The organism is Metapseudomonas cellulosilytica (genome assembly GCF_049334135.1).
In the GTDB taxonomy this organism is placed as follows: domain Bacteria; phylum Pseudomonadota; class Gammaproteobacteria; order Pseudomonadales; family Pseudomonadaceae; genus Metapseudomonas.
Genome location: NZ_JBHZGN010000001.1, coordinates 434,074 through 447,196 on the forward strand (window position 1 = coordinate 434,074; position 13,123 = coordinate 447,196).

Annotated in this window: 10 protein-coding genes; 5 read left to right on the forward strand and 5 right to left on the reverse strand. The window is 65.8% G+C overall.

Going from position 1 to position 13,123, the window contains the following annotated elements:
* Positions 1 to 57: 57 nt before the first annotated feature.
* From ACFW0H_RS02110 to ACFW0H_RS02120, 3 genes are read right to left on the reverse strand one after another with little or no spacing between them, the layout of a single operon-like run.
* Positions 58 to 3,702 (reverse strand): translocation/assembly module TamB domain-containing protein, encoded by a 3,645-nt coding sequence (locus ACFW0H_RS02110; RefSeq protein WP_422912234.1) that lies wholly within the window; start codon positions 3,700 to 3,702, stop codon positions 58 to 60.
* A complete protein-coding gene (locus ACFW0H_RS02115; protein WP_422912270.1) occupies positions 3,699 to 5,429 on the reverse strand; it encodes an autotransporter assembly complex protein TamA in 1,731 nt (576 codons plus the stop codon). Before ACFW0H_RS02115 ends, ACFW0H_RS02110 begins: the two co-directional genes overlap by 4 nt.
* Positions 5,430 to 5,477: 48 nt before the next feature.
* A complete protein-coding gene (locus ACFW0H_RS02120) occupies positions 5,478 to 6,131 on the reverse strand; it encodes a GNAT family N-acetyltransferase (RefSeq protein WP_422912235.1) in 654 nt (217 codons plus the stop codon).
* Positions 6,132 to 6,263: 132 nt separating this feature from the next.
* On the opposite strand from ACFW0H_RS02120, the gene xthA reads away from it, so the two are divergent.
* A complete protein-coding gene (gene xthA, locus ACFW0H_RS02125; protein ID WP_422912236.1) occupies positions 6,264 to 7,076 on the forward strand; it encodes an exodeoxyribonuclease III in 813 nt (270 codons plus the stop codon).
* A 69-nt stretch (positions 7,077 to 7,145) separates the two neighbouring features.
* Here xthA and ACFW0H_RS02130 read toward each other — a convergent pair whose 3' ends face one another.
* A complete protein-coding gene (locus ACFW0H_RS02130; protein ID WP_422912237.1) occupies positions 7,146 to 7,475 on the reverse strand; it encodes a YegP family protein in 330 nt (109 codons plus the stop codon).
* 275 nt (positions 7,476 to 7,750) lie between these two features.
* Here ACFW0H_RS02130 and ACFW0H_RS02135 point away from each other — a divergent pair, with 275 nt between their 5' ends.
* The 3 genes from ACFW0H_RS02135 to ACFW0H_RS02145 all read left to right on the forward strand — a co-directional run bounded on the left by ACFW0H_RS02135 (position 7,751) and on the right by ACFW0H_RS02145 (position 10,632).
* Complete coding sequence (locus ACFW0H_RS02135) at positions 7,751 to 9,118, forward strand: substrate-binding domain-containing protein (RefSeq protein ID WP_422912238.1); 1,368 nt, start codon at positions 7,751 to 7,753, stop codon at positions 9,116 to 9,118.
* 337 nt (positions 9,119 to 9,455) lie between these two features.
* The gene (locus ACFW0H_RS02140; protein WP_422912239.1) at positions 9,456 to 10,466 is read left to right on the forward strand and encodes a TerC family protein; all 1,011 of its coding nucleotides are present in this window, start codon (positions 9,456 to 9,458) and stop codon (positions 10,464 to 10,466) included.
* Complete coding sequence (locus ACFW0H_RS02145) at positions 10,459 to 10,632, forward strand: hypothetical protein (protein WP_422912240.1); 174 nt, start codon at positions 10,459 to 10,461, stop codon at positions 10,630 to 10,632. Before ACFW0H_RS02140 ends, ACFW0H_RS02145 begins: the two co-directional genes overlap by 8 nt.
* A gap of 199 nt (positions 10,633 to 10,831) precedes the next feature.
* On the opposite strand, the gene ACFW0H_RS02150 is transcribed toward ACFW0H_RS02145, so the two are convergent.
* Entirely contained in the window at positions 10,832 to 12,040 is a 1,209-nt protein-coding gene (locus ACFW0H_RS02150) for an acyl-CoA dehydrogenase (protein ID WP_422912241.1), read from the reverse strand.
* 151 nt (positions 12,041 to 12,191) lie between these two features.
* On the opposite strand from ACFW0H_RS02150, the gene ACFW0H_RS02155 reads away from it, so the two are divergent.
* Positions 12,192 to 13,115 (forward strand): LysR family transcriptional regulator, encoded by a 924-nt coding sequence (locus ACFW0H_RS02155; RefSeq protein WP_422912242.1) that lies wholly within the window; start codon positions 12,192 to 12,194, stop codon positions 13,113 to 13,115.
* Positions 13,116 to 13,123 lie beyond the last annotated feature (8 nt).

Sequence of the window (13,123 nt, forward strand, 5' to 3'; positions counted from 1 at the left end):
CGGCACAGCCTTGTAGGGGCGAATTCACTCGCCAAGGGCAGCGCAGCTGCCCATCTCCTAGAAATCCCGCTTGTAGAACAGGTCCAGGGAACTGGCCAGGCCGCTGGCCGCTTCCAGGTAAAGGCGCTTGGTCAGCTCGTAGCGCAGCGCCACCACGCTGGTGGAATCCACCACGCCGAGGCCATAGCGGATACTCAGGCGTTCGGTGATCTGCCCGACTGCGCCGTCGTCATCCAGCTGCAGGTCCTTTAGGCCGAGGCGCTGGGCCAGTTCGCTGGTCAGCGACGCGCTGCCGGACAGGCCCATGGCCAGCGCCGCGCGGCCCACGGCATTGTCATCGCTCTCGCTGTTCAGCGGGCGGCCGAGGATAAGGTAGGACAGCGCCTGCTCCTGACTCATGGCCGGGGTGGAGAAAACCTCGGTGGTGGGCTCGTCGGCGCGGCCATTCAGGCGCAGGCCGGCGATGACGTCGCCGACCGTGCGCACCGCCTCCACATCGAGGTAGGGCTGATCCAGCGGGCCAGCGAACAGCAGGCGCGCCCGGCGCAGGTCGAGGCGCTGGCCGTAGGCGCGGTAACGGCCCTTCTTCAGCACCAGTTCACCGCGGCCGGTGAGGTTGTCGCCCACCTTGAGATGGCCCTGAAGGTCCGCCGTCAGGCCAAAGCCGGAAAATTGCAGACGCTCCTGACCGACTTCCACATCCACGTCCATATCCATCTGCAATGGCTGCTGTTCCGCCTGCTGCTCGCCCACCACCCGGGCGTCCGGCGAGACCTTGACCGCCTGTGGCGGCAGCTCGCGGACCTTGATCTTGCCGCGCGGCACCAGCACCTTGCCGGCCACTGCCAGGCGCTCGCCGGCCAGGCCGATGCGCAGGTCCGGTGCCACTTCAAGGTTGGCGTAGGGCTCCACCACCAGCGGCAGGCGCGAGCCACGCAATGTCAGGTCGAGGTCCAGGCCCTGCGCCCAGGCCAGGCTGCCGGACAGACTGCCCTGCCCCTGCTCGCCGCTGCGCCACTGGCCGGACAGCTCCAGGCGCTCGCCGGCGATGCGGGCATCCAGGCCCAGGGCCTCGAAGTTCATCGGCAGGTCGCCACCGCCGATGCGACCGTTGGCGAGGCGCAGGTTGCCTAGAACGTAGGGCGACTGCAGGGTACCGCTGAGGCTGCCGCCCCCCTGCAAGCGGCCTTCCAGCTGCTCCACCTTGGGCACGAAGGGGCGCAACACTGTGAGGTCCAGCCCATCCAGGCGGAACTGGCCGGAGAGCGGCTTCTTCGCCGGGCGCGGGTCGATGTGCGCGTCCAGTTGCAACTGGCCGAGACCCTGGCCCTGGAAGCTCAGCTGGCTGTCGATGCGCTGCGGGCGCAGGGTGCTATCCAGCAGCAGGCGCTGGTAGGGGAAGTCGACCCAGCGGTCCTCCTCCTTCAGGCGCAGCACACCGCTGCCGGCGTCCAGCGTGATGCGTCCGTTGGGGCCACTGGCGGGAAGGTCGAGCTTGACGTCGGCATTGAGCTGGCCCTGCCAGGCGAAATCCTCCGGTAACCAGCGCGCCAGGCTGGCCAATGGGAAATCACGCAGGCGGTAGTCCAGCTTCGGTTCCGGCAGCAGGCGCTGCTCGCCGCCACAGAGGCTGGCCGGTCCGGAGCGCCAGCAATGGGCACCGAAATTGAGTTTGCCGTCGGCCAGGCGCTCCAGCTTCGCCGGGGCTTCCAGGCGCCAGTCCTGGCCGCCGGCCTGGATCTCACCCCGCGCCAACTGGCCGCGCCAGTTACCGCGATCCAGTTGGCCGCCCAGGGCCAGCAGCAGGTTCAACATCGGCCCCTTGAGGTTGAGTTCCAACTGCTGGCGCAGGCGATCGCCAGTGCCTTCAGCGGCAAGGGTGCCGAACTCGTTGCCGCCGGAGGCCAGGCCGTCCACCTGCAGCTGCACGCGACCACGCTGCGTCGCATCCAGTTGGGCATCCAGCTTGAGGCGGTCGAGCCGGTTGTCACCCTGCCCCATGCGTTCGCCGGTCAACGCCAGCTTGCCTTGCGGTGCCTGCAGGGTGCCGGCCAGGTCAAGGCGACCCTGGAGCTTGCCGAATAGCTTCGGCCAGAGCTGACCGAGACGGTTCAGGGCGAGATCGGCATGGCCGCTGAGTTTCTGGTCCAGGCGGACCTGGCCTTCGACCTTGTTGTCCCCCAGGCGCACCTGCAGGGTATTCAGGTCCCAGCGTTCGCCGGCGCCTGCTGCCTTGGCCTGGAGCACGGCCGCCTGGCCACGCAGCTGCCCCTTGAGGTCGAGGTCGGCATTCAGCTCCAGGCGCTGGTCACGCCAGGCGCCTTTGCTCTGCAGCTGGCCGGCCAATTTGCCCGGCAACTCGGCCAGCCAGTAGGAAGGGTCCAGATCGCTCACGGCCAACTGGCTGTCCCAGCCGACGCCATTGGCAAATTCGATCTTCACCTGGCCCTTCGCCCTGCCCTGCCCCGCCTTGAGTTGCAGGTCGGCGAGGGTGACGCTGGCAAGGTCGCCGGCTACCGGGCTGGCCAGGCTGAAATCGCCGGCCGGGCCCTTGAGGCTGGCGTCGAAGCGGCCCTGGTAACGTTCTTCGGCATAGCGCACGTCGGCGTCGAGCTGGTGCAACTCCACCGGCGGCGGTTGCTCCTGGGGGAACAACCGCTGCCAGGGGAACTCGCGCCATTGCAGGCGGCTGTCGATGGCCAGGGCCTGCTGCCAGTCGACCCGCCCCTGCAAGGCGAGGGTCTGCTGCGGCTCGCCAGTCAACTGCAATTGCTGGATATCCGCGCCTTTGGCGTCGACGCGGCCGGTAAGCCCCAGGGCCACCGTCCCGCCTTCTCCCGGCAGGCTGGCGTTGCCTTGCACGGCGTAACCCGCTTTGAGGTCACCCTTGGCGCTCAGCGTCAGTTGATTGAGGGTCAGGGTATCCGGCAGCTCGGCACTGGCCTTGAAGCCATCGGCGCGCAAGGTGGCGCTCGCCGGCAGGTTCTCCGCCAGCGGGCGCAGCTCGCCCTCCAGGCGGCCATTCAGATAGCCGCTGCTGTCCGCCTGGAGTTTGAGCACGTCCTGCAAATCGCCATTGGCGTTGAGCGCCAGCTTCCAGGGGACCTCCCCAGGCGCGGGCAGCTGCAGGCTGCCCTGCAGGGTCAGCGGCCAGCCGCCTTGCGGACGCAGGTTGCCCTGCAGCTCCAGGGCCAGGTCATCGCGACGCAGGCTGAGGCGCTCCACCTGGAGGCCGTCGGCCTGCCAGCGGGCTACCAGGTCCAGCTGCTGCATCTGGTCGTCGCCATCGAGAACGAAACGGCCGATGCGCACCTGGCCGAGCTGCAGGGCCAGCGGCAGCCGCAGCTCCGGCAGGCTGATGGGGCCTTCGTCTTCAGCAGGTTGTGATGGCGGCAGGTCGAGCCGAATGCGCTCGCTGGCCAGCTCGTCGATGCACAGGGTGCGGCGCAGCAGGCAGGCCGGCGACCAGTCCAGCAACGGTGCCTCCAGTTGCAGCGCGGTACCGTCCTGTTGCCAGGACAGCCGCGCGGCGCTCCAGCGGCCGCCGAGCTTGCCATTGAAGCCCTCCACCTCCAGGCCCGGTACCTGGCCAAGCAACCAGCGGCCGCCGGCTTCGCTGAACAGCAGGACGGCCGGGACCGCCACCAGGGCCAGGAGGATGACGGCCAGGCCCGACAGGCCGAACTTCAGCGCGCGCCTCACAGCTCCGGCCCCATGGAGAAATGGATACGGAAGCCGCCCGGATCATCCAGGGCCTTGGCCAGGTCGAGGCGGATCGGCCCCACCGGGGAGACCCAGCGCACGCCGAGGCCGGCGCCGGTCTTCATGGCGGCGCTGAGGGAATCCATGGCGTTGCCACGGTCGACGAAGGCCGCCAGGCGCCATTTTGCGGTGATCGGGAACTGGTACTCGGCACTGCCCACCAGCAGGTAGCGGCCACCGACCTTGTTGCCGTTGCTGTCTTCCGGGGACAGGGTCTGGTAGTCGTAGCCCCTCACGCTCTGGTCACCACCGGCGAAGAAGCGCAACGACGGCGGGATGGCGTCGAAATCGGTGGTGGCGATGCCGCCGGCCTGCACTCGCCCAAGCACACGATGGCCGCCAGGCAAGGTATAGAGCCCTTTGGCCATGGCGCTGGCGTAGGTGAAATCGGCATCGGAGAGAATGCCCTCCTTGGCGCCGCGCACATCGAACTGCAGCGAATAGCCGCGATTGGGGTCGAGCTTGTGGTCGCTGCGGGTCACGCCGTAGCTGATGCCGGGAATCAGGAAGTTGCTGCGGCCATCGTCGCTGCCATCGCCGAAATCGAAGGTCTCCTGCTCCCAGCGCAGGGAAACCACCCGCAGCCAGTCGCTGGGCAGCCTGGATTGCCACTGGCCGCCGATGGTGAAGCGGCGGCTGTCCACGTCCACCAGGTTTTCCCGTTGCAGGCCGCTGGAGAACCGCAGGGTGTCGGTGAGCGGCGGGTCCAGGGGGATTTCGTACCAGGTGCCGACGTTCTGGCGTACGGGGGAAACCTCGGTCTCGGCACCGAGGCGATGGCCCTGCGGGTTGATCCAGTGACGGGTCCAGTTGGCGCGGGCGCGCGGCCCCACGTCGGTGGAGAAGCCAACGCCCAGACCCACGGTGCGCGGCTGCACCGCCGCCAGCCTGACCTTCACCGGTATCACCCGGCCGCCGCCCTTCACCGGGCTGGCGTCCACCCGTACCTCGTCGAAATAGCCGCTGGCCTGGAGATTCTGGTTGAGCTTGGCGACCTGGTCGGAGTCGTAAGGCGTGTTGGCCGGGAACGGCACCAGTCGCGCCAACAGGTCCGGGTCGAAGGGGGTGTCGCCATCGAAACTGACGTCGCCCAGGCTGTAGCGCGGGCCGCTTTCGTAGACCAGCTCGATATCGGCAACGCCGGCGCGCGGGTCGATGTCCAGGCGCTGGCGGGTGAAATGGCCGTCGAAGAAGCCATAGCGCAGGGCCTGGTTCTGGATCAGCTTCTTGGCGTCGTCATAGGTGCTGTGATTGAGTTGGGCGCCCGTCTTCAGGGCCTTGCTCTCGGGCACCCGGAAAGACTTCAGCGCACCGGCTTCCCCTTCGATCCGCAGCGTGACGTTGCGCAAACGTACCGGCTCGCCGGGCACCACCAGCAGATGCAGGGACGGGTCCTTGCCGCCGTCGACGCGGCTGTCGATCTCGGCCTGGTAGTAGCCGAGGGCCTGTGCGGCCTGGCGCGCCTGCTCCTCGGCGGAGCGCCGAAAACGCCGCAGGGCCTCTTCGTTGCGATCGCCGAGCGCGCCGATATAGGCCTCGATATTGGCCTTCAGCGCCGCATTGGCAGGGTCGACCTTCACGTCCAGCGTGGCCTTGGCCAGCGCCAGGCCGCTCGTACAAAGCAGACCCAGCAGCAGCGGTCCGCGCAATCCATGGCAGAAATTCATGCGCGGCATGCTAACACGGCAACCCACCGCTTCCGCCGTAAATGCCTGTCAGCCGCTGGCGCGCATCACCGGACGCGGATTGGGGTGGAAGAACACATGTTCCACCAGCGGGCCCAAGGCCACCTCCCCCACCTCCTCGTAACCCTGGCGCTTGTAGAAATCCAGGTAGCGCACATTGCCCGTGTCCAGCACCACGCCCTGGGAGCTGTCGTCCTCGGCGCACCAGTTGTGCAGCGCCTCCAATAGCTGCTCGCCCAGGTGACGGCCCTGGAATTCCGGGTGGATGCCCAGCAATGGCAGCACGTGATACGGGCCGGGCGGCAGGCAGGCGAGCACGGCGTCGTGGTAGTCGAGGTAACGGCGGGTGCAGCGGAATCCGGTGGTCAGCAGCATGCGCAGGCGCCAGCCCCAGCTTTCGGTGATGTCCAGGCGACGCTGCGGTGGCGCGATCAGGGCGATCCCGACCAGCCGCTCCTCGATCAGCAGGCCGATGGCCGGCAGATCCTCCAGGAAGTGCTGCTGCACCAGTTCGCGCACCGTGGCACGCACCCGCTGGTCGTAGCCGGGTCGCTCGGCCTCGAACAGGTAGCCGAAGGTGGGTTCGTGGCGATAGGCGTGGTACAGCAGGGAGCGGGCTTCGCGGGCATAGCCGCCGTCCAGCATGCGCACCTCGACCGGCGCAGTGGGGATGTAACCAGGCATTCGCGGCACCTCATTTGTTATGGGTTGTCTCGGGCCAAGAAGGAAATTAGCACCAGATGTCCGGAGCGGCCACGCGACTGGCCCGACAGGCATCCTTGGGCTAGCATCCGCCTTTTCCCAGGATGCCTTCCGATGAAGATCGTTTCTTTCAATATCAACGGCCTGCGCGCGCGTCCCCACCAGTTGGAAGCGCTGATCGCCAAGCACCAGCCGGACGTGATCGGCCTGCAGGAAACCAAGGTCGCCGACGACCAGTTCCCGGAAGCGGAGATCCGCCAGCTCGGCTACCACGTTCACTATCACGGCCAGAAAGGCCACTACGGCGTCGCCCTGCTCTCCCGCCAGGAACCGCTGTCGCTTTCCAAGGGCTTCCCCGGCGACGGCGAGGACGCCCAGCGCCGCTTCATCTATGGCACCTTCGCCGACGCCCAGGGCAACCCGGTGACCGTGATGAACGGCTACTTCCCCCAAGGCGAGAACCGCGATCACCCAGTCAAGTTCCCCGCCAAGGAGCGTTTCTACGCCGACCTGCAGGTGCTGCTGGAAAACCAGTTCCAGCCTAGCCAACCGCTGGTGGTGATGGGCGACATCAATATCTCGCCGGAAGACTGTGATATCGGGATCGGCGAAGAAAACCGCAAGCGCTGGCTGAAGACCGGCAAGTGCAGCTTCCTCCCGGAAGAGCGCGAGTGGCTGGCCCGCCTGAAGAGCTGGGGCCTGGTGGACAGCTTCCGCCACCTCAACCCCGAGGTGAATGATCGCTTCAGCTGGTTCGACTACCGCAGCCGCGGCTTCGAGGACGAGCCCAAGCGCGGCCTGCGCATCGACGTGATCCTGGCCAGCCAGCCGCTGCAGGCCCGCCTCAAGGAGGCCGGCATCGACTACGAGCTGCGCGGAATGGAAAAACCGTCGGACCATGCGCCGATCTGGCTGGAACTGGCCTGATTCCCCGCTGCACTCCGCGCCCATGAAAAAGGCCCATCACTGATGGGCCTTTTTCAGTCATCGCCTGCTTCAGGCTTCCTTCACCTGCCGGGTCGCGCCGACCCGCATGATGGTCTCGATGGCCTTATCCAGCGTCGGCTCGGAGTCGTAGAGGTGGCTCCGGACGATGACCTCCTTGTTGGCCGCACGCAGCTTGAAGTAGTTCTTGCCGCACGAATCGATGCGCCGCACAAAGCGCTCCTCATGCACGCAGTTCTCGCGGAACAGGGCCATGGCCTCCTCCGCCGCGTCGCGGTCTTCATAGACACCAGTGTCCAGCAGGGTCTGCGCGTCGGCCGCCTTCAAACGCAGGCGCCAGCTGCCACCATTGTTCCTGCGCAGCTCGAACCAACCACTCATCACAACACTCCTTCACGGATTTCAGGGAATGCGCAAAGCGCTGGCTGAAAGCACCGCCGAATGGATGCATTCAGCAGCGGGCTACCCTACCCCGCCAGGAATTGCCGGGCTGTAGGAATGGACTTATCGAGCCGTAGGAGAAACCAATCAACTTTCAGGGAAATTTCACTGCCTAAGCTCAAAGCCTCGTGACAGAGCCTTTCTGTCATATCTCCGTCACCCTGCTGACTTAATCTCGCGGCTCCTTCCACCCCCCTCGAACAAGGTGTCTGCCCATGCCGCGCGCCATGACCGCCAGTGACAAGGATCTGTGGGGCCGCGCCCTCAGCATGTTGCTGCTCGGTTTCATCTGCTATGCCTTTCCCTGGTCGGTGTTCGCCGCCCTGCCCACCGCCGTCCTGCGCATCCAGGGCTCCAACACCATTGGCGCCAAACTGGGGCCGGCCCTGGTCAAGGGCATGATGGAAGAGCAAGGTCTGCGCGCCATTCACCAGTCGCCAGGGGACCGCGAGAACGAAGTGCACATCCTCGGTCTCGACGCCGAGGGCAAGGCCGTGCAGGTGGAACTGGCGGCCCATGGCTCGTCCACCGGCTTCGTCGCGCTCAAGGACGGCAGCGCCGACCTGGCCGCCTCCTCGCGTCCGATCAAGGATGCCGAAGCCCACGACCTGGCCGCCTTCGGCGACCTGCGCAGCCAGCACGCCGAACAGGTGATCGCCATCGACGGCCTGGCCATCATCCTGCACCCGGACAACCCGCTGCGCGCCCTGAGCACCGCGCAACTGGCCGCGGTATTCACCGGCGAGGTGAAGACCTGGGAAGAACTCGGTGGCAAGGGTGGCGCCATCCACCTCTATGCCCGCGATGACCAGTCCGGCACCTTTGACACCTTCAAGGAGCTGGTTCTGGCCCGCCAGGGCAAGAGCCTGGCAACCTCCGCCCAGCGCTTCGAGTCCAACGACAAGCTGTCCGCCGCCGTCAGTGGCGACCCGCAGGGCATAGGCTTCGTCGGCCTGGCCTCGATCAACCAGGCCCGCGCCCTGGCCATCGCCGACGGCGACTCCCAGGCCATGCTGCCGGAGACCGAGCTGATCGCCACCGAAGACTATCCGCTGTCACGCCGGCTCTTCTTCTATGTGAAGCCGGGCGAACAGAACCGCTGGGCCAAGGCCCTGGTGCAGTTCGCCCAGAGCCCGCGGGGCCAGGCGATCGTCGACAAAAACGGCTTCGTCGCCCAGCAGATCCAGGCGATCAAGGTCCAGGCACAGCAGGACATGCCACCGAGCTATCGCGAACTCGCCACCAATGCCCAGCGCCTGTCGGTGAACTTCCGCTTCCAGGAAGGCAACGCCAATCTCGACAACAAGGCCCTGCGCGATGTGCAGCGGGTGCTGGACTACCTGAAGCAGACCGGAAAGCTGGAGCAGAAGGCGGTGCTGGTGGGCTTCGGCGATCCCAAGGCAGACCCGCAGCGCGCCGCGCTGCTGTCCAAGCTGCGCGCCATGGCGGTGCGCCGCGAACTGGCCAAGGGCGGCGTGAACCTGCGTGAGGTCACCGGCCTCGGCGATGAACTGCCGGTGGCGGCCAACACGGCCGAAGAAGGGCGAATTCGCAATCGCCGCGTGGAAGTCTGGGTGTACTGACCCGCGACTCCGATCCTGGAACTGTCGCGCGGGCTCAACCCCGCGCCAATTCCTACAGGTGCGCCATACGCACCGGGTTCGATGCCTGCGCCTGACGCCGGGTTCGCGGACATCCCTGTCTGGTGCGCGCGGCGCACCCTACGGCCGGGCTACCGGCTCCGGGTGCGGGATCGCACCTGTCCTTCCGGATCAGGAAGGGCAACGATTTGTTACACCGGCCCCGTATCTCCATGTCCTGACCAGCGGTTAGGCTTCCTTCTGTGACGCCGGGCCCCTCTGACGGCTTGCCAGCCGCCATGTCGGAGTCACCTTTCTATAACGACAGAAGGAGGGGCTCATGGCAGCTCTACATGCTTTTCTCACCGCCGACTTCCTCGGCACTGCCACGTGGTTGTGGCTCGTGTTCCTCGGCATCGTCCTCGCCCTGCTGGTCTTCGACCTCGGGGTACTGCACCGCGACCAGCACGAAATCGAGATGCGCGAAAGCCTGCTGCTCTACGGCGGCTACTTCAGCGTGGGCGTGCTGTTCGGTGTCTGGGTCTGGTTCGAGCTGGGTGCGCAGAGCGCCCTGGAGTTCTATACGGGCTTCCTGATTGAACAGTCGTTGTCGATGGACAACGTCTTCGTCATGGCCATGATCTTCGGCTTCTTCGCCATCCCCCGCCGTTACCAACACCGCGTGCTGTTCTGGGGCATCCTCGGCGTGGTGGTGCTGCGGGCCATCATGATCGGCCTGGGCAGCGCCCTGGTGAAGGAGTTCGACTGGATCCTCTACGTCTTCGGCGCGTTCCTGCTGTTCACCGGCGTGAAGATGCTCTTCGCCCGGGAAGAGTCCCATCCGGACCTGGCGCAGAACCCGGTGCTGAAGTTCGTCCGCCGGCATATCCGGGTCACCGACGACCTGCATGGCGCGCACTTCTTCGTACGCCTGAAGCAGGCCGGCCAGAGCAAGCCCCTGCTCTACGCCACCCCGCTGTTCCTGGCCCTGGTGCTGATCGAGCTGGCCGACCTGGTGTTCGCGGTGGACAGCGTCCCGGCGATCTTCGCCATCACCCAGGACCCCTTCATCGTCTACACCTCGAACATCTTCGCCATCCTCGGCCTGCGCGCCCTCTACTTCGCCCTGGCGGCTCTGATGCACCGCTTCGTCTACCTGAAGTACGCCCTGGCCCTGGTGCTGATCTTCATTGGCGGCAAGATTTTCCTGCACGGACTCATCGGCAAGATTCCCCCGGTGCTATCCCTTGGCGTAACCTTCGGCCTACTTGCCGGCGGTGTGATTCTCTCCTTGTTGAAGACCCGCGACCGCCCGGCCCGGAGCACGGGAGATCTGAGGAAAGATGGCTGAAGTACGGATCGAGCCCTTCGAAAAAGACGGCTGGACCTTCTGGCGCGTACGCCTTGGCCGGCGCGCGCTGACCTTCCACGAAGAACTGGCCGCCCGCGCCTTCGCGGCGCAGCTGCACCTGCGGGTGAGGTGGTTACGCGAGACAGAAGCACTCAAGCAGGAGTAGGCACAACCTGTAGGGTGGACATCGCTTTTCATGTCCACCGAGGGATGCGCCGGCTACTCCGATGGTGGATGTAAAGAGCGACATCCACCCTACGAATCTGTGCCCCCGGCCCTTTCCAAAGGCAGAGGGGAGAAAACGAAAAAGGCCCGCACATGCGGGCCTTTTACATGGGCGCGGGTCACTGACCGCTGCGCAGTGCTTACTTCGGCATGTACTTGCCGATCTCGTACTTGCCGATGGCCGCGCGGTGCACTTCGTCCGGGCCGTCGGCCAGACGCAGGGTGCGCTGCATGGCGTACATGTAGGCCAGCGGGAAGTCATTGGAGACACCGGCGCCGCCGTGGATCTGGATGGCACGGTCGATCACCCGCAGAGCGACGTTGGGCGCCACCACCTTGATCTGGGCGATCTCGCTCTTGGCCACCTTGTTGCCCGCGGTGTCCATCATGTAGGCCGCCTTCAGGGTCAGCAGGCGGGCCATATCGATCTCCATCCGCGAGTCGGCGATCTTGTCGATGTTGCCGCCCAGGCGCGCCAGGGGCTTGCCGAAGGCGGTGCGGCTGACGGCGCGCTTGCACATCAGTTCCAAGGCACGCTCGGCCATGCCGATGGAGCGCATGCAGTGGTGGATGCGACCCGGGCCGAGGCGGCCCTGGGCGATCTCGAAGCCACGGCCCTCGCCCAGCAGCACGTTCTCATAGGGCACCCGCACGTTCTCGAAGACCACCTCGGCATGGCCATGAGGGGCGTCGTCGTAGCCGAACACCGGCAGCGGACGAAGGATCTTCACACCGGGTGCGTCGGTGGGCACCAGGATCATCGAGTGCTGCTGGTGGCGCGGCGCATCGGGGTTGGACAGGCCCATGAAGATCATCACCTTGCAGCGCGGATCGCAGGCGCCGGAGGTCCACCACTTGCGGCCATTGATCACCCACTCGTCACCCTGGCGCACGGCGCGGGCTTCCATGTTGGTGGCATCGGACGAGGCCACGCCCGGCTCGGTCATGGCGAAGGCGGAGCGGATCTCGCCACGCAGCAGCGGCTCCAGCCAGCGGCGCTTCTGCTCTTCATTGGCATAGCGCACCAGCACTTCCATATTGCCGGTATCCGGCGCGGAGCAGTTGAAAGGCTCCGGGCCCAGCAGGGAGCGGCCCATGATCTCGGCCAGCGGTGCGTACTCCATGTTGGTCAGGCCCGCGCCGTATTCGGATTCCGGCAGGAACAGGTTCCACAACCCCTCGGCCTTCGCCTTGGCCTTGAGCTCTTCCATGATCGCGGTGGGCTGCCAGCGGTCGCCCTCGGCAACCTGCTGCTCGAATACCGGCTCGGCCGGGTAGACATAGGCGTCCATGAATGCGGTGACGCGTTCACGCAGTTCCTGGACCTTCGGGGAATAGGCGAAATCCATGCGGGGCTACCTTTTGCGGGGCTATTGGTGAGGTCTGGTAAGGATGCTAGAACAGGGCGTAAGATTTCCCTAACCTATTTTCACCATGTATGAACATTCATCACCGATATATGATCCGCTGATAAGAACAACTTCGAGGAGCACGCCCGGCATGAATCTGAACAAGGTAGACCTCAATCTCTTCATCGTCTTCGACGCCATCTACACCGAGGCCAACCTCACCCGCGCCGGCCAGATCGTCGGCATCACCCAGCCCGCCGTTTCCAACGCCCTCGCCCGCCTGCGCGAGACCTTCAACGATCCGCTGTTCGTGCGCACCGCCCAGGGCATGGTGCCGACGCCCATGGCGCAGAACATCATCGGACCGGTGCGCAACGCCCTGCAGCTGCTGCGGGTGTCCGTGCAGGAAAGCCGCACCTTCAACCCGGCCCAGGCGAACAAGACCTACCGCATCAGCATGACCGACCTCACCGAGACGGTGATCCTGCCGCTGCTGTTCCAGCGTCTGCGCCGTCTGGCGCCAACGGTGCAGATCGAGAGCTTCCTGGCCAAGCGCCGGGAAACCACCAAGGAACTGGCCGCCGGCCGCCTGGACTTTGCCGTGGACGCGCCGCTGAACACCGACCCCCAGGTGCGCCACGTCAAGCTGATGGAAGACCGCTACGTCTGCGCCATGCGCCGCGGCCACCCACTGGCCAAGGACAAGATCACCCTGGACGAGTACCTGTCGCTGTCCCACATCCAGATTTCCAGTCGCCGCAGTGGCCTGGGCTATGTGGACCTGTCACTGGGCAAGATGGGCTTCCAGCGCAAGGTGACCCTGCGCTCGCAGCATTACCTGATGGCCTCCACCGTGCTGCACAGCACCGACATGGCCATCACCGTGCCCGAGCGCTTCGCCCGTCGCCATGACCTGCACTTCGTGGACCTGCCGGTGCACGACGTGCCCGCCCTGGAAACCCACCTCTACTGGCACGAAAGCACCGACCAGGACCCGGCCAACCGCTGGATGCGCGAGCAGATCATCGAGATCTGCCAGCAGGTGACGGCGCAGGAGCAGAAGGAAAGGGCTTGAACTACTGG

Excerpts from the sequence above, each read along its gene's own strand:
- ACFW0H_RS02115 (WP_422912270.1), bottom strand. The coding sequence starts at position 5,429 with ATGAATTTCTGCCATGGATTGCGCGGACCGCTGCTGCTGGGTCTGCTT.
- ACFW0H_RS02120 (WP_422912235.1), bottom strand. The coding sequence starts at position 6,131 with ATGCCTGGTTACATCCCCACTGCGCCGGTCGAGGTGCGCATGCTGGAC.
- xthA (WP_422912236.1), top strand. The coding sequence starts at position 6,264 with ATGAAGATCGTTTCTTTCAATATCAACGGCCTGCGCGCGCGTCCCCAC.
- ACFW0H_RS02130 (WP_422912237.1), bottom strand. The coding sequence starts at position 7,475 with ATGAGTGGTTGGTTCGAGCTGCGCAGGAACAATGGTGGCAGCTGGCGC.
- ACFW0H_RS02135 (WP_422912238.1), top strand. The coding sequence starts at position 7,751 with ATGCCGCGCGCCATGACCGCCAGTGACAAGGATCTGTGGGGCCGCGCC.
- ACFW0H_RS02140 (WP_422912239.1), top strand. The coding sequence starts at position 9,456 with ATGGCAGCTCTACATGCTTTTCTCACCGCCGACTTCCTCGGCACTGCC.
- ACFW0H_RS02145 (WP_422912240.1), top strand. The coding sequence starts at position 10,459 with ATGGCTGAAGTACGGATCGAGCCCTTCGAAAAAGACGGCTGGACCTTC.
- ACFW0H_RS02150 (WP_422912241.1), bottom strand. The coding sequence starts at position 12,040 with ATGGATTTCGCCTATTCCCCGAAGGTCCAGGAACTGCGTGAACGCGTC.
- ACFW0H_RS02155 (WP_422912242.1), top strand. The coding sequence starts at position 12,192 with ATGAATCTGAACAAGGTAGACCTCAATCTCTTCATCGTCTTCGACGCC.